General features: G+C 67.5%; 21 protein-coding genes. 17 read left to right on the forward strand and 4 right to left on the reverse strand.

The genetic code is table 11. The features are described from left to right. Positions 1-27: 27 nt before the first annotated feature. Genes P7V53_RS17650 through P7V53_RS17665 form a run of 4 tightly spaced genes read right to left on the reverse strand, consistent with a single transcriptional unit; the run spans position 28 to position 5,641 of the window. Positions 28-1,008 carry a Bug family tripartite tricarboxylate transporter substrate binding protein gene (locus P7V53_RS17650; protein ID WP_280150769.1) on the reverse strand — a complete coding sequence of 327 codons (981 nt, stop codon included), beginning with the start codon at positions 1,006-1,008 and terminating at the stop codon, positions 28-30. A gap of 34 nt (positions 1,009-1,042) precedes the next feature. After that, entirely contained in the window at positions 1,043-2,176 is a 1,134-nt protein-coding gene (locus P7V53_RS17655; RefSeq protein ID WP_280150770.1) for an acyl-CoA dehydrogenase, read from the reverse strand. Positions 2,177-2,189: 13 nt separating this feature from the next. Next, the gene (locus P7V53_RS17660; protein WP_280150772.1) at positions 2,190-3,383 is read right to left on the reverse strand and encodes an acyl-CoA dehydrogenase family protein; all 1,194 of its coding nucleotides are present in this window, start codon (positions 3,381-3,383) and stop codon (positions 2,190-2,192) included. Then, complete coding sequence (locus P7V53_RS17665; RefSeq protein WP_280150774.1) at positions 3,380-5,641, reverse strand: acetate--CoA ligase family protein; 2,262 nt, start codon at positions 5,639-5,641, stop codon at positions 3,380-3,382. The genes P7V53_RS17660 and P7V53_RS17665 overlap by 4 nt, the downstream gene beginning before the upstream one ends. A 71-nt stretch (positions 5,642-5,712) precedes the next feature. Between P7V53_RS17665 and P7V53_RS17670 the strand changes: the two genes are divergently transcribed. From P7V53_RS17670 to P7V53_RS17750, 17 genes are all read left to right on the forward strand, one after another. Further along, positions 5,713-6,459 carry a GntR family transcriptional regulator gene (locus P7V53_RS17670; RefSeq protein ID WP_280150776.1) on the forward strand — a complete coding sequence of 249 codons (747 nt, stop codon included), beginning with the start codon at positions 5,713-5,715 and terminating at the stop codon, positions 6,457-6,459. 96 nt (positions 6,460-6,555) lie between these two features. Continuing rightward, positions 6,556-6,879: a RidA family protein gene (locus P7V53_RS17675; protein WP_280150777.1), complete on the forward strand. Its 324-nt coding sequence runs from the start codon at positions 6,556-6,558 to the stop codon at positions 6,877-6,879. Positions 6,880-6,881: 2 nt separating this feature from the next. Further along, positions 6,882-7,883, forward strand: coding sequence for an amidohydrolase family protein (locus tag P7V53_RS17680; protein ID WP_280150779.1), 1,002 nt, complete (start codon positions 6,882-6,884; stop codon positions 7,881-7,883). A 4-nt stretch (positions 7,884-7,887) separates the two neighbouring features. Continuing rightward, positions 7,888-9,126, forward strand: coding sequence for an aromatic ring-hydroxylating dioxygenase subunit alpha (locus tag P7V53_RS17685; RefSeq protein WP_280150781.1), 1,239 nt, complete (start codon positions 7,888-7,890; stop codon positions 9,124-9,126). Positions 9,127-9,255: 129 nt separating this feature from the next. Then, positions 9,256-10,227 (forward strand): tripartite tricarboxylate transporter substrate-binding protein, encoded by a 972-nt coding sequence (locus P7V53_RS17690; RefSeq protein WP_280150783.1) that lies wholly within the window; start codon positions 9,256-9,258, stop codon positions 10,225-10,227. A 7-nt stretch (positions 10,228-10,234) separates the two neighbouring features. Beyond that, positions 10,235-11,203, forward strand: a complete 969-nt coding sequence (locus P7V53_RS17695; RefSeq protein WP_280150785.1) for a PDR/VanB family oxidoreductase — start codon at positions 10,235-10,237, stop codon at positions 11,201-11,203. Positions 11,204-11,233: 30 nt separating this feature from the next. After that, positions 11,234-12,028, forward strand: coding sequence for a crotonase/enoyl-CoA hydratase family protein (locus P7V53_RS17700; protein WP_280150786.1), 795 nt, complete (start codon positions 11,234-11,236; stop codon positions 12,026-12,028). A gap of 19 nt (positions 12,029-12,047) precedes the next feature. Next, the gene (locus tag P7V53_RS17705; RefSeq protein WP_280150787.1) at positions 12,048-13,388 is read left to right on the forward strand and encodes a 3-hydroxyacyl-CoA dehydrogenase; all 1,341 of its coding nucleotides are present in this window, start codon (positions 12,048-12,050) and stop codon (positions 13,386-13,388) included. A gap of 129 nt (positions 13,389-13,517) precedes the next feature. After that, a complete protein-coding gene (locus P7V53_RS17710; RefSeq protein ID WP_280150788.1) occupies positions 13,518-14,273 on the forward strand; it encodes a transporter substrate-binding domain-containing protein in 756 nt (251 codons plus the stop codon). Positions 14,274-14,516: 243 nt separating this feature from the next. Continuing rightward, entirely contained in the window at positions 14,517-17,135 is a 2,619-nt protein-coding gene (gene mutS, locus P7V53_RS17715) for a DNA mismatch repair protein MutS (RefSeq protein ID WP_280150789.1), read from the forward strand. After that, a complete protein-coding gene (locus tag P7V53_RS17720; RefSeq protein WP_280150790.1) occupies positions 17,132-17,956 on the forward strand; it encodes a proteasome-type protease in 825 nt (274 codons plus the stop codon). The genes mutS and P7V53_RS17720 overlap by 4 nt, the downstream gene beginning before the upstream one ends. Before the next feature lie 148 nt (positions 17,957-18,104). Beyond that, positions 18,105-19,778 (forward strand): CTP synthase, encoded by a 1,674-nt coding sequence (locus tag P7V53_RS17725; protein ID WP_280150791.1) that lies wholly within the window; start codon positions 18,105-18,107, stop codon positions 19,776-19,778. Then, entirely contained in the window at positions 19,775-20,653 is an 879-nt protein-coding gene (kdsA, locus tag P7V53_RS17730) for a 3-deoxy-8-phosphooctulonate synthase (RefSeq protein ID WP_280150792.1), read from the forward strand. The genes P7V53_RS17725 and kdsA overlap by 4 nt, the downstream gene beginning before the upstream one ends. 71 nt (positions 20,654-20,724) lie before the next feature. Beyond that, positions 20,725-22,008: a phosphopyruvate hydratase gene (gene eno / locus P7V53_RS17735; RefSeq protein ID WP_280150793.1), complete on the forward strand. Its 1,284-nt coding sequence runs from the start codon at positions 20,725-20,727 to the stop codon at positions 22,006-22,008. 3 nt (positions 22,009-22,011) lie between these two features. Continuing rightward, positions 22,012-22,290: a cell division protein FtsB gene (gene ftsB / locus P7V53_RS17740; RefSeq protein WP_280150794.1), complete on the forward strand. Its 279-nt coding sequence runs from the start codon at positions 22,012-22,014 to the stop codon at positions 22,288-22,290. 13 nt (positions 22,291-22,303) lie between these two features. Continuing rightward, complete coding sequence (gene pnuC, locus P7V53_RS17745; RefSeq protein ID WP_280150795.1) at positions 22,304-22,933, forward strand: nicotinamide riboside transporter PnuC; 630 nt, start codon at positions 22,304-22,306, stop codon at positions 22,931-22,933. Beyond that, a complete protein-coding gene (locus tag P7V53_RS17750) occupies positions 22,930-23,553 on the forward strand; it encodes an ATP-binding protein (protein ID WP_280150797.1) in 624 nt (207 codons plus the stop codon). The genes pnuC and P7V53_RS17750 overlap by 4 nt, the downstream gene beginning before the upstream one ends. Positions 23,554-23,570 lie beyond the last annotated feature (17 nt).

Raw genomic sequence — 23,570 nt, forward strand, 5'->3', positions numbered from 1 at the left:
CTGTGTTCCCGTTCGTGTGCGACTGCATTACTGGTCCGGCTTGAAGCCGGTGGCCTTGATCACGGGCCCCCAGTACGAAAGTTCCTTGCGCTGGAGCTTGTCGAGGTCCGCCGCGGAGCGGAAGTCGGGCTGCATCGTCTGCTTGTTGATGAGCAGATCGCGCACTTCGGGCATTCCGAGCACCTGCTTCAGCGCGGCCTGCATTCGGTCGATCTCGGCCTTGGGTGTCTTGGCCGGCGCCCACATCCCTGTCCAGGCGTCGCCGGTGTCGACGTTGTAGCCCTGCTCGATCATCGTCGGCACGTCGGGCAGCAGCGGGGAGCGCTTCTCGCCGAACACGCCGATCAGCTTGATCTGGCCGCTCTTCTGATACTGCGCGATGTCGCCTGCGGTCATGATGCCGGCAGGAACCTGGCCGCCGAGCAGGTCGGTGGCGAGCGGGCCGTTGCCCTTGTACGGCACGACGTTGAGCTCGACGCCTGCGGCCTTGCCGAGCTGAAGGCCGCTGAAATGGGTGTGACCGCCCAGGCCGGCTGATCCAAACAGAGCGTTTTGCGGATTCGCCTTGAGCCAGGCGAGATACTCCTTCAGGTTGTGCACACCGGTCTTCGCGCCGACCGCCAGTGCCAGCGGATACGAGACGACCACCGCCACCGGCGCCAGGTCGTTCAGCAAGTCGTAGCGCAGCACCGACACGGGATACAGCAAGGCCTGAAACACGCCGGTCGCGTTGGGCGCGAGCATGTAGGTCTGGCCATCGGGTGCGCTGTTCTTCAACGCCTCGGCGGCCAGCCGGCCGCCTGCCCCTGCCTTGTTCTCGACGATCACCGTCTGGCCCAGCGGCGCACGCAGCTTCTCGCCGATGATGCGGGCCACCGTGTCAGTCGAGCCGCCCGGTGCGAATCCGACCAGGATGCGGATGGGCGGCTTGTCCTGCGCCTGCGCGGCCATCGACACGCCGAGTGTCAGTACGGCGAGGATGGTCTTGAGTTGTCGAAACGGGTTCATGCGGTCTCCGTGAGCGAGAGGGTTCGAAAAGCGTTCAGCACTGAGGCTGTGCGGAAAGACGTTGCAGGTGATGCGCTGCATCACCGAACAGTTGATTGATGACGAGCAGGCGCTTGGCGTAATGGCCGGCGCGGCATTCGTCGGTCATGCCCATCGCGCCGTGGAGCTGGATGGCAGCGAGGCCCACCTGGCGGCCGAGCTGGCCGACCAAGGACTTCGCGGCGGAGACGATGCGGCGGCGCTGTGGCGCGTCGCCTGCGTCGACTGCCATCGCAGCGGCGCAAGCCATCGACTTCACCTGCTCCAGCGCGATCAGCATGTCGGCCACGCGATGCTGCAGCACCTGGAACTTGGCGAGCGGCGCGCCGAACTGCTTGCGTGTCTTGAGGTGTTCGGCCGTGAGGTCGAGCAGCGCTTCCATCGCGCCGGCGGCCTCGGCGCACAGCGCGGCTGCGGCGCCGTCGACGGCGCTTTCGAGCAGGGGGAGCGCTTCACCCGCCGTGCCGACGATGGCATCGGCACCGACCTCGACACCGTCGAAGTCGACATGCGCCGCGTGCCGGCCGTCGAGCGTGGCGAAGGGCCGGACGTGGACGCCGCGCGCCTTCGCGTCGATGGCGAAGATCGTCAGGCCGTGCGGCTCGCGGGTTGCGCCGGCGCTGCGAGCGACCACGAAAAACACATCCGCCGTGTCGCCGTCGAGCACCAACGTCTTGCGTCCATCGATTCGACAGACGCCGTTCACCGTGCGAGCCGCCGTGGCGACACGCGACAGGTCATAGCGCGAATCGGCTTCACCGAACGCGAGCGCCAATCGCAGATCGCCGCTGGCCAGCGCCGGCAGCCAGCGACTGCATTGCGCCGGAGTGCCTGCTTTGGCCAGCAACTGGCCAGCCAGCACGACGCTCGACAGCCATGCTCCGCCGCCGAGGCTGCGACCGAGTTCCTGCGCGACCAGCATCAGCTCGATGGCGCTCTGGCCGCTGCCGCCGAGCTCCGGATCGAAGGGCAAGCCGAGCAGCCCGAGTTCGGCCATGCCGGCCCAGCGCGTCGCGGCGAGCTCGGGTGTTTCGAGGTTGCCGCGCTGGTGCGCCGGGTACTCGCCGTCGCAGAAGCGCTGCACCGCATCGCGAAGCGCGACATGGTCGTCGTTCAAGGAGAAGTCCATCTGGTGATTCCGTTCATGCGGCCAGGAAGGCCTTGGCGATCAGGTTGCGCTGCACTTCGTTCGCGCCGCCGTAGATCGACAACTTGCGCGAGTCGAGGCAGTTCGCCGCGAGCGTTCCCAGCTCGACGGGCGCAGGCAGGTCGCCCACACAGTCGAGGAACTGCGCCTCGGCGGAGAACGGCACCGCATTCGGGCCGGCGATGTCGACCAGCAGCTCGTAGATCGCCTGGCGCAACTCGGTGCCGCGCACCTTGAGCATCGACGCTTCGACCGCCGGCACGCGGCTCTTCTGGTTCGCGCTCAACAGGCGCAGCGCGGTGAATTCGAGCGCCATCAGCTCGATGTCGAACTGCGCCAGGCGCGACCGCAGCAATGGGTCGTCGCCGAGGCCCTGCTGCTCGGCAAGCGTGCGCGCCCTTGCGAGTTGCTGCTTGCACGAGCCGATGCCGGCGATGCCCGTGCGCTCATGCCCGAGCAGGTACTTGCCGTAGGACCAACCCTTGTTCAGCTCGCCGACCAGGTTCTCTGCCGGCACTCGCACGTTGTCGAGGTAGACCTCGTTCAAGTCGGTGCCGCCTTCGAGCATGCGGATCGGGCGCAGCTCGACGCCCGGCGACTTCATGTCGATCAGCAGAAAGGAGATGCCCTCCTGCGCCTTGGCCGTCGGGTCGGTGCGCACCAGCGCGAACATCATCGAGCACCACTGGGCGTACGAGGTCCAGACCTTGTGGCCGTTGACGATGAAGTGCTCGCCGTCGGCGTCCGTCCCCTTGACGGCGGTGGTGCGCACGGCCGCGAGGTCCGAGCCTGCGCCGGGCTCGGAGAAGCCTTGCGCCCACCAGGTGCTGCTGTGGCGGATGTTGGGCAGGTAGCGCTTCTTCTGCGCCTCGGTGCCGAACGCGATCAGCACCGGCCCGAGCATCTGGATGCCGCTCGCGATGATGCGCGGCGCGCCGCCGAGCAGCGTCTCTTCGTCGAAGATGTAGCGCTGCACATGGTTCCACCCCGGGCCGCCGTGTTCGACCGGCCAGCCGGGCGTGATCCAGCCGCGCGACTCGAGCTTGCGGAACCAGGTGACGTAGTCCTCGTGCTCCAGGCGCAGGCCGAGCTCGACCTTGCGCTTGATGTCGGCCGGCAGGTTGGCGCTGACGAAGGCGCGCACTTCCCGGCGAAAGGCTTCGTCGGCGGCGGAGAACTCGAGCTTCATGACTGCGCCTCGTTGTTGACGACGACCAGCGCGTCGAGCGCCAGCACGCGGTCGGGGTAGGCGACCAGCGGGTTGATGTCGATCTCGGCGATCTGCGGGTTGGCGCGCATCTGGGCGCCGACCAGCGCGACGACACGCGCCACCGCCTGTACGTCGACTGCGGCGGCGCCGCGTATGCCCTTCAGCAGGGAGGCCGCCTTGAGCCGGCCGAGCTCGACAACGATGTCGGCCTCGGCCATGTCGGCGGGAATGAGCCGCACGTCCTTCAGCGCCTCGATCCACACGCCGCCGAGGCCGACGAGGACGACCGGTCCCCAATCGGCATCGCGCTTGGCTCCGACAACGAGCTCGAGGCCGCGCGGTCCCATCGCTTCGATCAGCACGCCGTCGAGCTGCAGTTCGGGCCGGTGCGACGCCACATTGGCATGCAGGCGCTGCCAGCCCTTGCGCAACGCCTGCGCATCGGCCAGGCCGACGAGGACGCCGCCGACATCGCTCTTGTGCGGCAGCTCGCTCGCCTGCGCCTTGATGACGACCGGGTAGCCGATGTCGGCAGCAACGGCGAGCGCTTCGTCGACGCTGCGTGCCAGCGCGCCCTTCGGAATCGCGAGGCCGGCCGCGGCGAGCCAGGCCTTGCCCTGATATTCAGCCAGCACGCCCGACGGCGGCAGCGGTGTGGGCAGTGGGAGCGGCGCGGCCCTGCCACGCGTCGCACGCGATGCTCGCTGCAAGGCTTCGCCGTAGGCGGCGACCCGCGCCAACGCACGCAGTGCCCGGTCCGGCGAGCGGAAGAAGGGCACGCCGCTTGCGCGGATCGCGTCGATGAAAAACGGCTCGATCGGCCCGTTGTCGCCGATCAGCACCAGCACCGCGGGCTTGGCGGCGCGCGCGATTGCCGGCAGCAGGTGCTCGGCCTTGTCGCGCTGCGCGACCGCCGGGCCCGTGGGAATGCTGAGCACGAGATTTCCGACGTTTTCGTCGGCCAGCATCGTGTCGATGATCTCGCCGATGAGGCCGGGGTTGCGCACACCGATCGTGGTGTAGTCCAGCGGGTTCTCGGCAACCGCATAACCGGGCAGCACTTCGGTGAGACGCTGCACGGTCGGCGCGGTCAGCGCGGGCAGCGAGAGGCCGATGTCGTCGGCGAAATCGAGCGCGATGTTCTTCATTGCGCCGGAACCGGTCACGAAGACCGTGCCCTTGGACGACGGCACGGGGAAGCGCGCCAGGATCGCCGTGGTGTCGAACAGTTTGTCGAGCGAATCGACGACGACGACCGCTTCGCGCTTGAGCAGCGCGGTGGCGGTGGCGTGGTCACCCGCCAGCGCACCGGTGTGCGACTGCGCGGCTTCGCGGGCGCGGGCGCTCTTGCCCGGCATCAGCAGCACGATCGGCTTGCCGGCCTCGCGGGCCTGCGCCGCGAGGCGCAGGAAGAGCTGCGGACGGCGGATCTGCTCGACGTACATCGCGATCACGCGTGTCTGCGCATCGGCGATGAAATACGCGAGCACGTCCTCGACGCTGACGGTGGCTTCGTTGCCCGTCGACACCGCGGCGGTCAGTGCCTGGCCGCGGCCGATGAATGCATCGCGCAGGTTGGCCGCCATCGCGCCGCTTTGCGCGAGCACGCCGACACCCGGGCGGCCGGCGCAGGGGTACGGCGACACCGGCTCGAAGGTCAGTGGCACGCCGGCTTCGAAGTGGGTGAACCCCATGCAGTTGGGCCCCAGCAGCAGCATGCCGGCGCTATCCGCGATCTCGGCCAGTTGCTCTTGCCTCGCGCGGCCCTCTTCGCCCGCTTCGGCGTAGCCGGAGGCATAGATCACGACGGCACCGACCCGACGTGCGGCGCATGAACGCACCGCGTCGAGCACCCCCGCTTCGGGGATCGCGAGCACGGCCACGTCAATGCCCTCGGGCAAGTCGTCGACCGTCTTCACGCAGGCGCGGGCATTGATCTCGGCGCTGCTTCGGCTCACGAGGTGGATGGCGCCCGGGTAGCCGAAACGCTCGAGGTTGGCGAGCACGAAGCCGCCGAAGGAACGCGGGTCGGTGGAGGCGCCAACGATCGCGATGGAGCGGGGCTCCAGCAGTCGGTTGATCGGGCGCGGCGTGGTGGAGGGTGATGAGGTGGTCATTTGGTGCGTATGCTCGTCTTCAGTTGTGGCATACGTTAACAGCTTTCTTGGTACACCACAACCTCCATGTGTGCTCCGGGGCCTCTCTACCCGCAGTGCGAGGCAAAGATCCCGCCGCAAAGGCCTACTTACTAACCGCCTATTGCATACCACCACAGTTATTTGGTATATTTCATCACAAGGAGACTCCAATGGATACCAAGCCCACCCCTCACGCTTCACCCGACCTGAACGCCGAGCCTTCGTCCGACGCACCCCAGCGCGGGGGCCGCGCGGCGGACATCCGCGCCACGCTGCAGGACGAGATCGAGAGCGGAAAGCTGGGCCCGGGTGCCGCCCTCGACGAGCGCGCGCTGGCCACCCGCTTCGACGTGTCGCGCACACCTGTCCGCGAAGCGCTGCAGCAGCTCGCTGCGCGCGGGCTGGTCCGCATCGCGCCGCGCCAAGGCGTGTTCGTCTCTCGCCTGTCGATCAACCGCGTGCGGGCGATGCTCGAATACATCGGCGAACTCGAATCCTTGTGCGCCAAGCTCGCCGCACGCCGCCTCGACGACGAAGTGCGCCGCGCGCTGGATGCGGCCGTCGCTCAATGCGAAGAGGCCGCAGAGCATGGCGGTGCGGCCGAGTACGCCGTCGCCAACACGGTGTTCCACGAAGCCGTCTACGCCGGCTGCCGCAACGAGTACCTGGCCGAGCAGATCCGCCAGGCGCGCAGGCTGATCCAGCGCTACCGCGTGCGCGACTTCCAGACCAAGGCGCAGATCGCCGCGTCGCTCGAAGACCACCGCAAGATCGCGCAAGCGATCCAGGCCGGCGATGAAGCACTCGCCGCCGAAACGATGCTGCTGCACGTACCGGCAGGCACCACCGGATTCTCGGAATTCCTCGCCAAGGTGCCGATGAGCTTCTTCGAAACTGAGTCCGGCAACGACGCCTGACACCCCCTCGACGAAAGCCTGACCATGTCCCGCCCTGCCCGCTCGCTCGAGGTTCACGGCCTCGTCCACAACGCGCCGATTCCGCTCGGTGCGAAGGTGGGCAACCTGATCTGCTCGTCGGGCATCGGCGGCAAGGACCCGGCCGATGGCCAGTTGCCGCCCGATGCGGCCTCGCAAGCGCGGCTTGCATTCGACAACATGGAGCGGTTGCTCGAAGCCGGCGGCGCCACCCTCGCCGACGTCGCGAAGCTGACCGTCTACGCGAAAGACAACTCCGTGCGTCAAGCCATCAACACCGAATGGCTGCGCTGCTTCCCCGACGCGGCGGACCGCCCCGCGCGACACATCCTCATCCAGGACCTGCAACACGGCATGTGGCTGCAGCTCGAATTCATCGCCCTCATTCAGAAAGCAGGTTGACTGTGATCATCGATTCCCACGCCCACATCGTCATGCCCCCGGAGAGCTTCCGATACATGGCGGAACTCGTCGGCGGACGCGCCAACCCGTCGACCACGCCGAAGGTGCCCGACGCCTCGGTGCGCAAGATGGCCGAGGAGCTCGTGCGCAGCATGGACGGCGTCGGCACCGACGTGCAGTTCATCTCGCCGCGGCCCTACCTGCAGATGCATTCGGTGAAGCCGGGCCGCGTCAGCGAGCTGTGGTCGCGCCATTGCAACGACCTGATTGCTCGCTTCGTCGACATGTTCCCGGACCGCTTTCGCGGTGTCGCGGGCCTTCCGCAGTACATGGACGAGGCACTGGACGTGCGCGCGATTCCCGAGCTGCGCCGGTGCGTGAACGAGCTGGGCTTCGTCGGCTGCCTGATCAACCCCGACCCGACCGAGGGCGTTGGCCCGACGCCGCCGGGGCTGGGCGATCCGTTCTGGCATCCGTTGTACCAGGCGATGACGGAGCTCGACGTGCCCGGCCTGATCCACTCCGCCGGAAGCTGCAGCGCACGCGAGTCGTACACGCTTAAGTTCATCAACGAAGAAAGCATCGCGATCGTCTCGCTGCTGGGCGAGAAGACCTTCGACGCCTTCCCGACGCTGAAGATCGTCGTCGCGCACGGCGGGGGCGCGATTCCCTACCAGATGGGCCGCTTCCGCTCGTGGAACGTGCGCAAGGGCGAGACCGTGAGCTTCGACGAGCAATTGAAGAAGCTGTACTTCGACACCTGCAACTACTCGAAGGAAGCGATCGAGCTGCTGCTGAAGGTGGCGGGGACCGACAACGTGCTGTTCGGCACCGAGAAGCCCGGCACCGGCAGCGCACGCGATCCCGTCTCCGGTCGCGACTACGACGACATGAAGCCGGTGATCGAAAGCATCGAGTGGCTCACCTCGAAGCAGCGCGCCGACATCTTCGAATGCAACTGCCGGCGCGTCTATTCACGCGCGTTCCGCAAGGACGAGGAGTGACGTCATGGCAATGACCCGCGAAGACAACGAGCTCCTTTGCCGCGTCGAGAACGGCGCACCGATGGGCGAGATGATCCGCCAGCACTACTGGATCCCTGCAGTGCCTGCGAGCAAGCTGGTGCGCGACGGCGCGCCGCTGCGGGTACGCCTGCTGGGCGGCAACTACGTCGCCTTTCGCACCACCGACGGCCGCGTTGGCGTGATCGACGAACAGTGCCCGCATCGCCGCGCATCGCTCGCGCTCGCGCACAACGAAGACAACGGCCTGCGCTGCCTGTACCACGGCTGGAAGATCAACGTGCATGGCGAAGTGGCCGAGGCGCCCAACCATACCGGCGACCAGCAGAGGTTCTGCGAGCACGTGCGGGTGAACCGCTACGGCGTGCAGGAGCGCGGCGGCATCGTGTGGGTGTGGCTCGGCAAGGGCGACACTCCGCCAAAGTTCCCGGACCTGCCCTTCGTCGACTTGCCCGATGAGCATCGCGCAGTGACGAGCCAGGAAGTGCCCACGAACTGGGTGCAGGCAGTCGAGGCGTCGATGGACTCGTCGCACGTCGGCGTTCTGCACGAGTCGACGACGCAGATCACCGCCGGCGGCGGCAACGAGCGCGTGCTGATGACGCAGGCACTCGCGCCCAAGCTCGAGTTCGAGGACCGACCCTACGGCTACCGCTACGCCGCGCTGCGCGCGCTGCCCGACAACAAGGTCTACGCACGCGTCAACAATTTCGTGATGCCGTGGTACGGCATCATCTGCCCGCCCGACGCCAAGGGCCCGAGCACGGTGTTCTTCTCGACACCGGTCGACGACACCACGCACCGCGCCTGGTTCGTGCACTTCAACCCGCATCGGCCGCTCGGCATGACGGTGATGTCGGCGTCCCCCGACGTGTGGAACTTCCCGCCGCTGCCTCCGGGCGACGCGGCCCACAACTGGGGCCAGAACCGCGACCTGATGAAGCGCGGCCATGCCACCGGCTTTCCGCAGCACCTGGGCACCGAAGACTTCGCGATGTTCATCAGCCAAGGCGCGATCTACGACCGCACGCAGGAACAGCTGTGCTCGGCCGACGGCGCGGTGCTGCGTGTGCGCAGCTTGCTGCTGAAGGCGGCGCGCGAGTTCCAGGCCGGCAAGACGCCGACCCTGGCCGCACACCCTGAGCTCGACTACGCGAAGGCGGTGTCGGTGGGCGGCGTGCTGTCCGCCGGCAGCGACTGGCGAGCGCTCGCTGAAACGGCCTGAGCCGACGGAGCGAAGCACCTATGAAATTGTGCAGCGCAGTCGGCTCACTCAGAGCGAAGCCGACGGTTCAAGGACGAATACCTCACAGGCTCTGAGCGCAACACCTTCAACGGAGACAAGACAATGACGATGAACCGACGGCGGATGCTGGCCGCCGCTTGCGCGAGCCTTGCCGCGCCCGCCGCCTTCCATGCCCGCGCCGAGGACAAGCCGGTGATTCGCATCCTGCTGGGCTTGCCGCCCGGCGGTGGCACCGACGCGATCGCCCGCCTGATCGCCGACCGCCTGCCCGCCGAGCTGGGCCAGCCGGTGATGATCGAAAACAAGGTCGGCGCCGGCGGCCGCTTTGCCGCCGATGCACTGATGGCGGCCGCCCCCGACGGCCTGACCTACATGATTGCTCCCAACGCGACACCGACCTTCCAGACGCTCGTGTTCGGCTCGCAGATCAAGTGGAACATCTGGCGCGACTTCGCGCCGGTGGCGAGCCTCGTGTCGTATCCGCTCGGCATGGCAGTGAGCCTGTCGACCGGCGCGACCAACGTGCGCGAGTTCATCGCGTGGGTGAAGAAGAATCCCACCGCCTCCTTCGGCACGCCGGGGCTCGGTGGGCAGAACCACTTCCTGGGCGTCCAGTTCGCGAAGGCCGCAGCAATCGATCTGCCCGTCACGCCGTACAAGGGCACGCCGCCGCTGATCACCGACCTGGTCGGCGGTCATGTGCCGGCAGCGGTGACGCTGATGGACGAGATGATGAAATTCCATCGCTCGGGCAAGGTGCGCGTGATCGGCATCTTCAGCGACAAGCGCTCCGAGCTGATGCCCGAGATCCCGACGATGGCCGAACAGGGCATCAAGGTGGCAGGCGGCGAAGGCTGGACCGCGATGTGGGCACCGATCAAGACTCCCGCCGCCGAGATCGAACGCATGCAGCGCGCGCTGCAGAAGGTTCTTGCGACGCCGCAGGTCCGCGACGCGCTGACGACACGCCTGTCGGTGTCGCCGCACTACCTGAATGGGCAGGAGATGGCTCAACGCCAGCGCACGGAGCTGGCGGTCTGGGAGCCGGTCATCAAGGCCTCGGGCTTCAAGCCCGAGTGACACGATCATGAGCATCACCGACACGCTGCAGGTCCGGGTGAAATCCATCACCTGGGAAGCCGACGGCATTCTCAGTTTCGAGCTGTGCCCGATGCCGCCGCGCAAGGAGTTGCCCGCGTTCACGGCCGGCGCCCATGTCGACGTTCACTTGCCCAACGGCGTGCTGCGCAGCTACTCGTTGCTGAACTCGCAGGACGAGCGCCAGCGCTATGTGATCGGCGTCAACAAGGATGCACAAAGCCGCGGCGGCTCGCGCTACATGCACGAGACGCTGCGCGCCGGCGACACGCTGACGATCGGCCTGCCGCGCAACAACTTTCCGCTCGACGAGGCGGCGCCGCTGTCGGTGTTCATCGCCGGCGGCATCGGCATCACGCCCCTGCGCAGCATGATCCGGCGCATGCAGGCGCTGGGCAAGCCATGGCGGCTGCACTATGCGGCGCGCACTCGCCAGGGCGCGGCCTTCGTCGATGCGCTGCAGGTGCTGCGCGACGAGAGCGGCGCCGAAGTGCAGTTCAGCTTCGACCGCGAGCCGGGCGGACGCATGCTCGACATCCCGGGCATCGTCACCGCGCTGCCGCCTGGCGCACACGTCTACTGCTGCGGCCCGCTGCCGATGCTCGACGCCTTCGAGGCCGCCACGAAGACGTTGCCACCGCCACAGGTGCACGTCGAATACTTCGCGGCGCGCGAGAGCGCAGCGACCGACGGCGGCTTCACGGTGGAGTTGGCCAAGACCGGCCGCAGCGTGTTCGTGGAACCCGGCCACACGATCCTCGATTGCCTCGAGGGGATCGGCATCGAGCCGCCCTACTCGTGCCGCGAAGGCATCTGCGGCACCTGCGAAGTGCGTGTGCTCGGCGGCACGCCCGACCACCGCGACCTCGTGCTCAGCGCCGCCGAAAAGGCGGAGAACACCCGAATGATGATCTGCTGCTCCGGCGCGAAGAGCAGCAAGCTTGTGCTCGACCTGTAGCACGCACTCGAACCTCCCTGGGACACTTCCATGAGTACCGACTTCGTCACCTATGAGCTCGACGGCCCGATCGCCCTGATCGGCCTGAACCGCCCCGACAAGCGCAACGCGATCAACGAGGCCGTGATCGACGAGCTTCGCGCTGCCGTGCACCGCGCCGGCGAGGAAGCCGATGTCGGCGTGCTGCACGGCCACGGCAAGCATTTCTGCGCCGGCCTCGACCTCGGCGAAGCACTGGCGCGGGCGGCAGGGCAGACGAAGCCGCCGCGCAAGCGCAAGCGCCATTCGTGGCACGAGGTGTTCGACACGATCGCTCGCGGGCCGATCCCCTTCGTCGCCGCGCTGCATGGCGCGGTGGTCGGTGGCGGGCTGGAGCTCGCGACGGCGGCGCACGTGCGCATCGCCGACGAATCGGCCTTCTTCGGCCTGCCCGAAGGCCAGCGCGGCATCTTTGTCGGCGGTGGCGGCACGGTGCGCATCCAGCGCGTCGTCGGCTACACGGTGATGGCCGACATGATGCTGACCGGCAGGCTGCTCTCGGCCGCTGAAGGCGAGCGCGAGCACATCGTGCGCTACGTCGTGCCCACGGGCCAGGCGCTGGCGAAGGCGCGGGAGCTGGCCGCCGTCATCGCGAAGAACACGCCCGATACGAACTGGCGCATCACCAACCTGCTTCCGCGCATCAATGACCTGTCCCACGACGACGGGCTGTTCGTCGAATACCTGAACTCGAACATGCAGCGCCCGCCCGAGACCGCGGAGCGCCTGCGTGAATTCGTCGAAGGGCGGGCGAAGCCGCTCGTCGCCCCCGGCAACCGATCCTGACATTCATGAGAACCGCCCCATGACCACCGACATCCCGACCCTGACCAACGCCGAGCGCGAACGCGCCGCCGCGCACGTCGAATTCGCGCGCCGCGAAGCCGCGAAGATTCCGGACATTCCCGCGGACCTGCCCACGCGGCAAGTCCGGCGCGTCGCGGTCATCGGCGCCGGCACGATGGGCGGCGGGATCGCGATGTCGCTTGCCAACATCGGCCTCGCATCGACGCTGATCGATGCCGACCCCGCCGCGCTCGATCGTGGCCTCGGGCGCGTGCGCGCCAACTATGCGAGCAGCGTCTCGCGTGGGCGCCTGGCGCAGAGCGCGATGGACGAGCGGCTCGAATCGATCCGCGGGTCGGTCGACATCGGCGACGTGAAGGATGCCGACCTCGTCATCGAAGCCGTGTTCGAAGACCTGGGCCTGAAGCAGAGCATCTTCCGCCAGCTCGACGCCATCGCGAAGCCGGGAGCGATCCTGGCCACCAACACGTCCGGGCTCGACGTCGATGCCATCGCCGGCGTAACGCAGAGGCCGCAGGACGTGGTCGGCGCGCACTTCTTCAGCCCGGCGCATGTGATGAAGCTGCTCGAGGTGGTTCGCGCCGACAAGACCGCGCCCGACGTGATCGCGACGCTGATGGATCTGGGGCGCCGTATGGGCAAGGTGGCCGTGCTGTCGCGCATCTATCCCGGCTTCATCGGCAACGCGCTGTTTCGCAACTACACCCGCGAGGCGCACTTTCTGGTCGAGGACGGCGCCTTGCCGCACGAGGTCGACGCGGCGCTGACCCGCTTCGGCTATGCAATGGGCATCTTCGCGGTGCACGACCTCGCCGGCAACGACGTGGGCCATCAGACCCGGAAGGCGCAGATGGCGACACGCCCGACCGACCGGCGGTGGAACGACCTGATCATGAAGCTGGCCGATCTGGGCCGACTCGGGCAGAAGAGCGGCGCCGGGTGGTACCGCTACGACGAAGGCAGCCGCACGCCGCAGCGCGACCCCGAAGTCGAGGCGTTCATCATCGAGGAGTCACGACGCATGGGCATCACGCGCCGAGAGATCTCCGAGGACGAGATCATCAAGCGATGTGTCTACGGCATGGTCAACGAGGGTGCGAAGCTTCTTCAACAAGGCATCGCCTTGCGCCCGAGCGACATCGACATCGTCTACGTGACAGGCTACGGCTTTCCGGCACATCAAGGCGGGCCGATGTACTACGCGGACCGCATCGGGCTCCCCGAAGTGCTTGCCGACATCAAACGCTTCCATGCGGAGTACGGCTACTGGTGGGAGCCCGCGCCGCTGCTCGAGCGCCTGGCGCGCGAGGGTGGTCGATTTGCGGACTTGCAAGTCTGAGATGCCCGACATGGATCTCACCGTTTCGTCTTGAGCGTTTTGCCAACCCCACCATGCCATTTCGTCAGGCATAGGAGCGTACGATCCGGGATGCGCGTCGGCGTAAGCGCGCCTACCCCGAGACTTCAGGTGATCCGCGATTTCATGCAGGCTGTGTACCGGGACCTCGCCCCCGGCGGCACGCTGCGCGCGGCGGTCAACTACGGCAACCAGGTGCTTGTGCAGCGCGACGCCACGAGTGGCGAGCCTCGCGGCTTGGCGGTCGAGCTGGTCGACGAATTGGCTGGACGGCTGTCCGTGCCACGATCGCTGCTCGGTTTCGAAGGCGCGGTCAGCGTCTTCGAGGCAGGCGTGGCAGGGGCGTGGGACGTGGCCTTTCTCGCTATCGATCCCGTGCGCGCGCGGGGCGTGGACTTCACCGCTCCTTTTGTTGTGCTCGAGGGCACTTACCTCGTTCACGGGCCGTCGCCGTACCGCACCGTGCTCGATCTCGACCACGCCGGCATGCGGATCGCGATCGTCCAAGGCACGGTTTTCGACGTGCATCTGACGCGCAGCCTGCGCCACGCAGAGCTGATTCGGTCACCCACCCCCCGCGACGCCCTCGAGCGCTTTCTCGCCGAGGGACTCGACGCGGTGGCCGGCCTGAAGCAGCCGCTCGCCGCGTTCGCCCAGGCGAACGGCGGGCTGCGCCTCCTCGAGGGCCGGTTCGCGGCCATCGAGCAGGCAATCGCGGTGCCGAAGGGGCGCAGCGCCGGCCTGCGATACCTGAAGGCGTTTGTCGAGGAGATGAAGGCCGGCCGTCGGGTCGTCGCGGCGCTGGAGCGCATCGTCGCCCTCGGCGTCGCCGATGTACCGCAGTGCGCCTCGCACACGCCGTCCTAGAGTTCGGCCGTCCGCTCTTCGCTGGAAAGTCTGCTTGCCGCGGCAGGCGCAGAGCCAATCAAGAAGTCACTGCCAGCAAGCAGAAGAACACGCGTCTCCGATGGCCGCTGGGCCGGCCCGCAATTCGAACATGCGATCATCCACCGCTGCAGCGCCCTCCTCGACCGGGCGTCGAAGAGTGCAACGCAACACGATGGACCATAGCCAGTTCGACCCACTCCCGCGCGCGACGGGAGCCGACCGATGAAGCCCGAGGTGCACGAGACACCGAGCAGCGCAGGTACTGCTGCCCACACGCCCATGATGCAGCAGTACCTGCGCATCAAGGCCGAGCATCCCGACGTGCTCGTGTTCTATCGGATGGGCGACTTCTACGAGCTCTTCTTCGACGACGCGCGGCGCGGCAACAAGCTGCTCGACATCACGCTGACCTCGCGCGGCCACAGCGCCGGCGAGCCGGTGGTGATGGCCGGCGTGCCGGTGCACTCGGTGGAGGCCTATCTCGCCAAGCTGATCAAGCTGGGCGAGGCGGTGGCGATCTGCGAGCAGGTGGGCGACGTGGCGACCGCCAAGGGTCCGGTCGAGCGCAAGGTGGTGCGCATCGTCACGCCCGGCACGGTCACCGACAGCGAGCTGCTGGCCGACAAGAGCGATGCGCTGCTGCTGGCAATGGCGCGTCACACGCAACGCGGCGTGACCACCTGGGGCCTCGCCTGGCTGGGGCTCACCAACGGCCAGCTCGGCGTCACCGAATGCGACGAGCGACAGCTCGCCGGCTGGCTGTCGCGGCTGGACCCGGCGGAAGTGCTGGTCGACCGCGAGCATGTACCGCCCGTGCTCGCCCGATCGGCAACGCCGGTCACGCACCGCCCTGCCTGGCAGTTCGATGCGGCGCTCGGGCAGCGCAAGCTGTGCGAGCAGCTGCGCGTGGCCACCCTGGCTGGCTTCAATGCCCAGGACCTGGGCTGCGCACAGGCCGCGGCCGCGGCGCTGCTGAGCTACGCCGAGCACACGCAGGGCCAGGCTCTCGCGCATGTGCGAACGCTGCAGGTGGAGCGCGCGAGCGCACTGCTCGACCTGCCGCCGCTCACGCATCGCAACCTGGAACTCACGCAGACCCTGCGCGGCGAGGAGGCACCCACGCTGTTGTCGCTGCTGGACACCTGCCGCACCGGCATGGGCAGCCGCGCACTGCGCCAGTGGCTCACGCACCCGCTGCGCGAGCGCACGGTCGCCAGCCAGCGCCACGATGCGATCGAGGTGCTGATGGAGCATGGTGTCGAGCGCCTGCGCGATGCGCTGCGTGGCCTCTCGGACGTCGAACGCATCACTGCCCGCGTCGCACTTCGCCAGGTGCGTCCGCGCGAGCTCACCGGGCTGCGTGCCACGCTGCAGGGCCTGCCGGCCATCCGGGGGCTGGTCCCGAATCGCGCCGTGGTGCTGCTCGACATGCTGGCCGAGGCCCTGAATCCGTCGGGCGAGATCGTGGCACTGCTGTCGGCGGCGGTCGCCGAGGAGCCGTCCGTGCTGCTGCGCGACGGCGGCGTGATCGCGACCGGCTTCGATGCGCAGCTCGACGAGCTGCGCGCCATCAGCGAGAACTGCGACGCCTTCCTGCTCGACCTCGAGACACGCGAGCGGGCGCGCACCGGCATCGCCAACCTGCGGGTGCAGTTCAACAAGGTGCACGGCTTCTACATCGAGGTCACGCAGGGCCAGGTCGACAAGGTGCCGATGGACTACCTGCGGCGCCAGACGCTGAAGAACGCCGAGCGCTTCATCACCCCGGAGCTGAAGGCCTTCGAGGACAAGGCGTTGTCGGCGCAGGAGCGCGCGCTGGCACGCGAGAAGATGCTGTACGACCAGGTGCTCGACCAGCTCCAGCTGCACCTCGACGAGCTGTCGGGACTGGCGCGCGCGCTGGCCGGCCTCGACGCGCTCGCGGCCCTGGCCGAACGCGCGACGACGCTCAACTGGTGCCGCCCGCAGTTCGTGCGCGAGCCCTGCATCGCCATCGATGCCGGCCGCCATCCGGTGGTCGAGGCGCGACTGCAGGAAACCGGCGCGGGCACGTTCATGCCGAATGACTGCCGGCTCGACGCCACCCGCAAGATGCTGGTGATCACCGGCCCCAACATGGGCGGCAAGAGCACCTTCATGCGCCAGGTGGCCCTGATCGCGCTGCTCGCGGCGATGGGCTCGTTCGTGCCGGCGAAGAGCTGCCGGCTCGGCCCGATGGATGCCATCCACACGCGCATCGGCGCGGCCGACGACCTGGCCAACGCGCAGTCCACGTTCATGCTCGAGATGACCGAGGCGGCCGCCATCCTGCACGGCGCCACCGACCAGTCGCTCGTGCTGATGGACGAGATCGGACGCGGCACATCCACCTTCGACGGCTTGGCGCTGGCCGGCGCCATTGCCAGCCACCTGCATGACCGCAATCGGTCGTTCACCCTGTTCGCGACGCACTACTTCGAGCTGACCCAGTTCCCTCTCAAGCACGAGCGGGCGCTCAACGTGCACGTGTCGGCGGCCGAAAGCGGCGACGACATCGTCTTCCTGCACGACATCCAGCCCGGACCGGCCAGCCGCAGCTACGGCGTGCAGGTGGCCCGCCTGGCCGGCATGCCGGGAACGCTGGTGCGCCAGGCGCGCGCCACGCTCGAAGCGCTCGAGACGCAGCAACGCGCGGCCGATGCGCAGATCGACCTCTTCGCGCCGCCCGCGCCGCTGCCCGAGCGGGAGCCTGCACCGGCAGAACGCGCGCTCGCGGCGATCAACCCCGATATGCTTACGCCGAAGGAAGCGCTCGATGCGCTCTACCGGCTGAAGGCCATCAGCGAAGGCAAGCCCTCATGACCTACTGCGTCGGCATCAAGCTCAATGCCGGATTGGTGTTCCTGTCCGACTCTCGCACCAACGCGGGCCTCGACCAGATCAGCACCTTCCGCAAGATGATGGTCTACGAGCGGCCGGGCGACCGCTTCATGGTGCTGCTTTCGGCCGGCAACCTGTCCATCAGCCAGTCGGTGCGCGAGATCCTGCAGGTGGAGAAGGTCGACAACGGCACCGGCGTGCCGCTGACCATCTGGAACGCCACCAGCCTGTTCGACGCGGTGCGCGTGCTCGGCAGCGCGGTGCGCCGCGTCTACGACCAGGACGGTCCCTCCCTGAAGGCCTCGGGCATCGAGTTCAATGCGTCCTTCATCTTCGGCGGCCAGATCGGCAACGAAGCGATGCGCCTGTTCCTCGTGTATTCGGCGGGTAACTTCATCGAGGCGACCCGCGAGACCTGTTACTTCCAGATCGGCGAATCGAAGTACGGCAAGCCGGTGCTCGACCGCATGATCACACCGCTCACGCCGCTCGACGAGGCGGCGAAGTGCGCGCTGGTGTCGATGGACTCCACGCTGAAGTCCAACCTCACGGTGGGCCTGCCGCTCGATCTGGTGGTCTACGACGCGCACGCGCTGCACAGCAACCAGATCGTCTGCATCGACGAGCAGAACCCCTACTTCCAGATGATCCGCACCACCTGGGGCCAGCGGCTGCGCCAGGTGTTCGAATCGATCGAGGACCCGCAATGGAAGGGTGGTGAGGCGAACGCGCCGCTGGTGGTCGCTTCGCCGCGCTACGAGTCGATGAAGAAGATCACGCATCCGGGCGAGAAGATCATCTGACGTGGGCCGGGGTGTCGTGCGCGCCATGGCTGGCCGCGCAGTCGAACGTGAAATTCTGAAAGCGACCCGCTTGGAATCCAGGGGTGGTCTCGACCTCGACGCCTATAATCGCGCTTTACCACCACAGCACTTCTCGTGCTGATCCCCCATGACCAAGTTCGTCTTTGTCACCGGCGGTGTGGTGTCCTCGCTGGGCAAGGGCATCGCGGCTGCGTCACTCGCGGCGATCCTCGAATCGCGGGGCCTCAAGGTCACCCTGATCAAGCTCGATCCCTACCTCAACGTCGATCCGGGAACGATGTCCCCGTTCCAGCACGGCGAGGTGTTCGTGACCGACGACGGCGCCGAGACGGACCTCGACCTCGGGCACTACGAGCGCTTCATCACGACCCGCATGCGCAAGTCGAACAACTTCACGACGGGTCAGATCTACAAGAGCGTGCTCGAGAAGGAGCGCCGCGGCGACTACCTCGGCAAGACGGTGCAGGTGATTCCGCACGTCACCAACGAGATCCAGGAGTTCGTCAAGCGCGGCGCGGGTGTCGGCGGCGACAACCCCGTCGACGTCGCCATCGTCGAGATCGGCGGCACGGTCGGCGACATCGAGTCATTGCCCTTCCTCGAAGCCGTGCGCCAGATGAGCCTGCGCATGGGTCCCAACAGCAGCGCCTTCGTTCACCTCACCTATGTGCCGTGGATCGCCGCCGCCGGCGAGCTGAAGACCAAGCCCACGCAGCACACCGTGCAGAAGATGCGCGAGATCGGCATCCAGCCCGACGCGCTCCTGTGCCGCGCCGACCGGGCCATCCCGGAAGAGGAGCGGCAGAAGATCTCGCTGTTCACCAACGTGCCGGAATGGGGCGTGATTTCGGTGTGGGACGCCGACACCATCTACAAGGTGCCGCGCATGCTGCACGAGCAGGGCCTCGACGGCCTCATCTGCGACAAGCTGCGCATCAACACGCCGCCGGCCAACCTCAAGCGCTGGGACCAGCTGGTCAACGAGGTCGAGCACCCGCAGCGCGAGGTCACCATCGGCATGTGCGGCAAGTACACGGACCTGTCCGATTCGTACAAGTCGCTCAACGAGGCGCTGCGCCACGCCGGCATCCACAACCACGCGCGGGTCAACATCGAGTACGTCGACTCGGAGACGCTCAACGCCGACAACCTGCACCAGCTCGATCGCTACGACGCGCTGCTGGTGCCGGGCGGCTTCGGCAAGCGCGGCGTCGAGGGCAAGATCCTGACGGCGCAATACGCTCGCGAGCACCGCATCCCCTACCTCGGCATCTGCCTGGGCATGCAGGTCGCCACCATCGAGTACGCGCGCCACAAGGCCGGCCTGGGCAGCGCCAACAGCACCGAGTTCGAGCCCGAGACGCCGCACCCGGTGATCGCGCTGATCGAGGAATGGCAGGACGCCGACGGCTCCATCCAGAAGCGCTCGGCGCAATCCGACCTCGGCGGCACGATGCGCCTGGGCGCACAGAGCTCCGACGTCAAGCCCGGCACGCTGGCCCACGAGATCTACGGCGACGTGGTCACCGAGCGGCATCGCCATCGCTACGAGGCCAACGTCAACTACCTCGACCGGCTGAGCGACGCCGGCCTGGTCATCTCGGCCCTGACGCAGCGCGAGAAGCTCACCGAGATCGTCGAGCTGCCGCGCAGCGTGCATCCGTGGTTCATGGGCGTGCAGTTCCACCCCGAATTCAAGTCCACGCCGTGGGGCGGCCATCCGCTGTTCAAGTCCTACATCCAGGCCGCACTGAAGCACCAGTCGGAGCGCGCCGGCAACAAGCAGAAGGTCGCTGCATGAAGTTGTGTGGTTTCGAGGCCGGCCTCGACAAGCCTTTCTTCCTGATCTCGGGCCCCTGCGTCGTCGAGTCCGAGCAGTTGCAGATGGACGTCGCCGGCCGCCTGAAGGAGATCACCTCCGCGCTGGGCATCCCGTTCATCTTCAAGAGCAGCTACGACAAGGCCAACCGCTCCAGCGGCACATCCTTCCGCGGCCCCGGGATGGAGAAGGGCCTCGAGATCCTCGGCAAGGTGAGGCGCGAGCTGAAGGTGCCGGTGCTGACCGACGTCCACAGCGAAGACGAGATCGCCGCCGTCGCGGCCGTCGTCGATGTGCTGCAGACCCCCGCCTTCCTGTGCCGCCAGACCGACTTCATCCGGGCGGTGGCGCAATCGGGCAAGCCGGTCAACATCAAGAAGGGCCAGTTCCTCGCGCCGCACGACATGAAGAACGTGATCGACAAGGCCCGCGCGGCGGCGCGCGAGAAGGGGCTGCCCGAAGACAGCTTCCTCGCCTGCGAGCGGGGGGCGAGCTTCGGCTACAACAACCTGGTCAGCGACATGCGCTCGCTGGCCATCATGCGAGAGACCGGCGCGCCGGTGGTCTTCGATGCCACGCACTCGGTGCAGCTGCCCGGCGGGCAAGGCACCAGCTCCGGCGGACAACGCGAATTCGTGCCGGTGCTGTCGCGCGCCGCCATCGCCGTCGGCGTGGCCGGCGTGTTCATGGAAACCCACCCCGACCCGGCCAAGGCGCTGAGCGACGGTCCCAATGCGGTGCCGCTGAAGCACATGAAGGCGCTGCTGGAGCAGCTCGTGTCGCTGGATCGCGTGGTGAAGCAGCAGCCGCTGCTCGAGAACGACTTCTCGCCCGACGCGAACGATCCCAGGATGTAACGAATCGGCGGCCCATCCGCCCCGATCGCAAGGCATCACAAGAAATCAACCTGCAAACCGGAGAGACTGGAATGAGTGCGATTGTTGACATCGTCGGCCGAGAGATCCTCGACAGCCGCGGCAACCCGACCATCGAGTGCGACGTGCTGCTCGAATCCGGCACCATGGGCCGCGCGGCAGTGCCCTCGGGCGCGTCCACCGGCTCGCGCGAGGCGATCGAGCTGCGCGACGGCGACAAGAGTCGCTACCTCGGCAAGGGCGTCCTGAAGGCGGTGGAGCACGTCAACACCGAGATCAGCGAGGCCGTGCTCGGCCTCGATGCGTCGGAGCAGGCTTTCCTCGACCGCACGCTGATCGACCTGGACGGCACCGAGAACAAGAGCCGCCTCGGCGCCAACGCGACGCTGGCCGTGTCGATGGCAGTGGCGCGCGCAGCGGCCGAAGAGTCCGGCCTGCCGCTGTACCGCTATTTCGGCGGCTCCGGCGCCATGCAGATGCCCGTGCCGATGATGAACGTCGTCAACGGCGGCGCCCATGCCAACAACAACCTCGACCTGCAGGAGCTCATGATCATCCCGGTCGGCGCGCCGAGCTTCCGCGAGGCCGTGCGCTACGGCGCCGAGGTGTTCCACGCGCTGAAGAAGATCCTCCACGACAAGGGCATGAGCACGGCGGTCGGCGACGAAGGCGGCTTCGCGCCCAGCGTCGAGAGCCATGAAGCGGCCATCCAGATGATCCTCCAGGCGGTCGACAAGGCGGGGTTCACCGCCGGAGAGCAGATCGCGATCGGCCTCGATTGCGCGGCCAGCGAATTCTTCAAGGGCGGCAAGTACGCGCTCGAGGGCGAAGGCCTCACGCTGGCCGCGGCCGAGTGGACCGACATCCTCGCGACCTGGGTCGACAAGTACCCGATCATCAGCATCGAGGACGGCATGGCCGAAGGCGACTGGGACGGCTGGAAGCTGCTCACCGAACGCCTGGGGCAGAAGGTGCAGCTGGTCGGCGACGATCTGTTCGTCACGAACACCAAGATCCTCAAGGAAGGCATCGACAAGCGCATCGCCAATTCGATCCTGATCAAGATCAACCAGATCGGCACGCTCACCGAGACCTTCGCGGCGATCGAGATGGCCAAGCGCGCCGGCTACACCGCGGTCATCAGCCACCGCTCGGGCGAGACCGAGGACTCCACCATCGCCGACATCGCGGTCGGCACCAACGCGGGCCAGATCAAGACCGGCTCGCTGTCGCGCAGCGACCGCATCGCCAAGTACAACCAGCTGCTGCGCATCGAGGAAGACCTCGGCGACGTGGCCAGCTACCCGGGCCGCGCTGCCTTCTACAACCTGCGCTGAGCTATGCGCTTCGTCACCCTCGTCCTGCTTGCGCTGCTCGGGCTGGTCAACGTCGAGCTGTGGTTCGGCAAGGGTGGCGTCCCGCGCGTGATGGAGCTGCAGTCGCGGCTGGCCGACCAGAAAACCGCCAATGACACGGCGCGAGCTCGCAACGAGCAGCTCGCCGCCGAAGTGCGCGACCTGAAGGAAGGCCTCGAGATGGTCGAGGAGAAGGCGCGCTCGGAGCTCGGCATGGTCAAGCCCGACGAGATCCTCGTGCAGGTATCGGCGCCGAACAAGTAGACCGCCCTCGCGCATGGAATCGCTGCTGCAGCCGCTGCAGCCTCTCTTCGGCACCGCCTTCGCGGTATGGAGCTCGCCGGTCACCTGGCTCGAGCTGGTCGCGTTCGTCCTCGCGGTGGCGATGGTCGTGTTCAACATCCGCGTCAATCCGATGGGCTGGCCGCTCGCGATCGCGAGCTCGCTGCTGTACTTCGCGCTGTTCTGGAACAGCCGGCTGTACGGAGAAGCCACCCTCCAGGTCTTCTTCGCCGTGGTCGCGCTGTGGGGCTGGTGGCAATGGCTGCGAGGCACCCAGGCCGACGGCGGCGCGCTGCGCGTGCGCGATCTCGGGCCGCGCGGGCGCCTTGCCGCGCTGCTGCTGCTGCTCGCGGCCTGGCCGGCAACGGGACTTTTCCTGAAACACGCCACCGACACCGACGTGCCGTGGTGGGACGCCTTCCCCACCGCGGCCAGCGTGCTGGGGCAGTGGCTGCTCGGCCGCAAGTACGTGGAGAACTGGCCGACCTGGGTGGTGGTCAACGCGGTCAGCGTGGGGCTTTTCGCCTACAAGGGACTGTGGCTGACGGTGCTGCTCTACGCAGTGTTCGTCGCGATGTCCCTGGCCGGCTGGCGCGCGTGGAAGCGCATCGCCGTGCCGGCATGAGCCCGGGCTTCATCGTCGCCATCGTCGGTGCCGAGAGCACCGGCAAGTCCACCCTTGCCGCCGAGCTGTGCGCGGCCTTGCGCGCCGAAGGCCGCGACGCGACGTTCGTGCCCGAGTACCTGCGCGAGTTCTGCGACCGGCTGCGCCGCACGCCGGTGCAGTCGGAACAGGCTCACATCGCTTTCGAGCAGACGCGCCGCATCGCCGCGGCAGCAGCCGTCCACGAGCTGGTGATCGCCGACACGACGGCCCTGATGATCGCGGTGTACAGCGACATCGTTTTCGGCGACACGTCCTTGTATGCCGACGCCGAGCTGGCGCATCGGCGCTGCGATCTGACCGTGCTCACCGCGCTCGACCTGCCGTGGCAACCCGACGTGCTGCGCGACGGCGAGCATGTGCGCGAGCCGGTGGATGCCAAGGTGCGCGCAGCGCTGCATCGGTCGCAGTCGGCGTATTCGGTCGTCGGCGGCAGCGGCGAGGCGCGGCTTGCGGCGGCGCTCAAGGTGGTGCGCCGGGCGTTGAGTCCGCCCGAGGCCGAGCCGGGCCAGCGTTGGCAATGGGTGTGCGAGCGCTGCGGCGACGTGGACTGCGAGCGGCACCTGCTGCCACGGGGCTGACCGCGGGGTCAGGACCC

It is taken from the genome of Piscinibacter sp. XHJ-5 (assembly GCF_029855045.1).
Lineage (GTDB): Bacteria > Pseudomonadota > Gammaproteobacteria > Burkholderiales > Burkholderiaceae_C > Albitalea.

What these genes read in the sequence shown, in the direction of transcription:
- P7V53_RS17650 (WP_280150769.1), bottom strand. Translation starts at nt 1,008, where the DNA reads ATGAACCCGTTTCGACAACTCAAGACCATCCTCGCCGTACTGACACTC.
- P7V53_RS17655 (WP_280150770.1), bottom strand. Translation starts at nt 2,176, where the DNA reads ATGGACTTCTCCTTGAACGACGACCATGTCGCGCTTCGCGATGCGGTG.
- P7V53_RS17660 (WP_280150772.1), bottom strand. Translation starts at nt 3,383, where the DNA reads ATGAAGCTCGAGTTCTCCGCCGCCGACGAAGCCTTTCGCCGGGAAGTG.
- P7V53_RS17670 (WP_280150776.1), top strand. Translation starts at nt 5,713, where the DNA reads ATGGATACCAAGCCCACCCCTCACGCTTCACCCGACCTGAACGCCGAG.
- P7V53_RS17685 (WP_280150781.1), top strand. Translation starts at nt 7,888, where the DNA reads ATGGCAATGACCCGCGAAGACAACGAGCTCCTTTGCCGCGTCGAGAAC.
- P7V53_RS17690 (WP_280150783.1), top strand. Translation starts at nt 9,256, where the DNA reads ATGAACCGACGGCGGATGCTGGCCGCCGCTTGCGCGAGCCTTGCCGCG.
- P7V53_RS17695 (WP_280150785.1), top strand. Translation starts at nt 10,235, where the DNA reads ATGAGCATCACCGACACGCTGCAGGTCCGGGTGAAATCCATCACCTGG.
- P7V53_RS17700 (WP_280150786.1), top strand. Translation starts at nt 11,234, where the DNA reads ATGAGTACCGACTTCGTCACCTATGAGCTCGACGGCCCGATCGCCCTG.
- P7V53_RS17705 (WP_280150787.1), top strand. Translation starts at nt 12,048, where the DNA reads ATGACCACCGACATCCCGACCCTGACCAACGCCGAGCGCGAACGCGCC.
- mutS (WP_280150789.1), top strand. Translation starts at nt 14,517, where the DNA reads ATGAAGCCCGAGGTGCACGAGACACCGAGCAGCGCAGGTACTGCTGCC.
- P7V53_RS17720 (WP_280150790.1), top strand. Translation starts at nt 17,132, where the DNA reads ATGACCTACTGCGTCGGCATCAAGCTCAATGCCGGATTGGTGTTCCTG.
- P7V53_RS17725 (WP_280150791.1), top strand. Translation starts at nt 18,105, where the DNA reads ATGACCAAGTTCGTCTTTGTCACCGGCGGTGTGGTGTCCTCGCTGGGC.
- kdsA (WP_280150792.1), top strand. Translation starts at nt 19,775, where the DNA reads ATGAAGTTGTGTGGTTTCGAGGCCGGCCTCGACAAGCCTTTCTTCCTG.
- eno (WP_280150793.1), top strand. Translation starts at nt 20,725, where the DNA reads ATGAGTGCGATTGTTGACATCGTCGGCCGAGAGATCCTCGACAGCCGC.
- ftsB (WP_280150794.1), top strand. Translation starts at nt 22,012, where the DNA reads ATGCGCTTCGTCACCCTCGTCCTGCTTGCGCTGCTCGGGCTGGTCAAC.
- pnuC (WP_280150795.1), top strand. Translation starts at nt 22,304, where the DNA reads ATGGAATCGCTGCTGCAGCCGCTGCAGCCTCTCTTCGGCACCGCCTTC.
- P7V53_RS17750 (WP_280150797.1), top strand. Translation starts at nt 22,930, where the DNA reads ATGAGCCCGGGCTTCATCGTCGCCATCGTCGGTGCCGAGAGCACCGGC.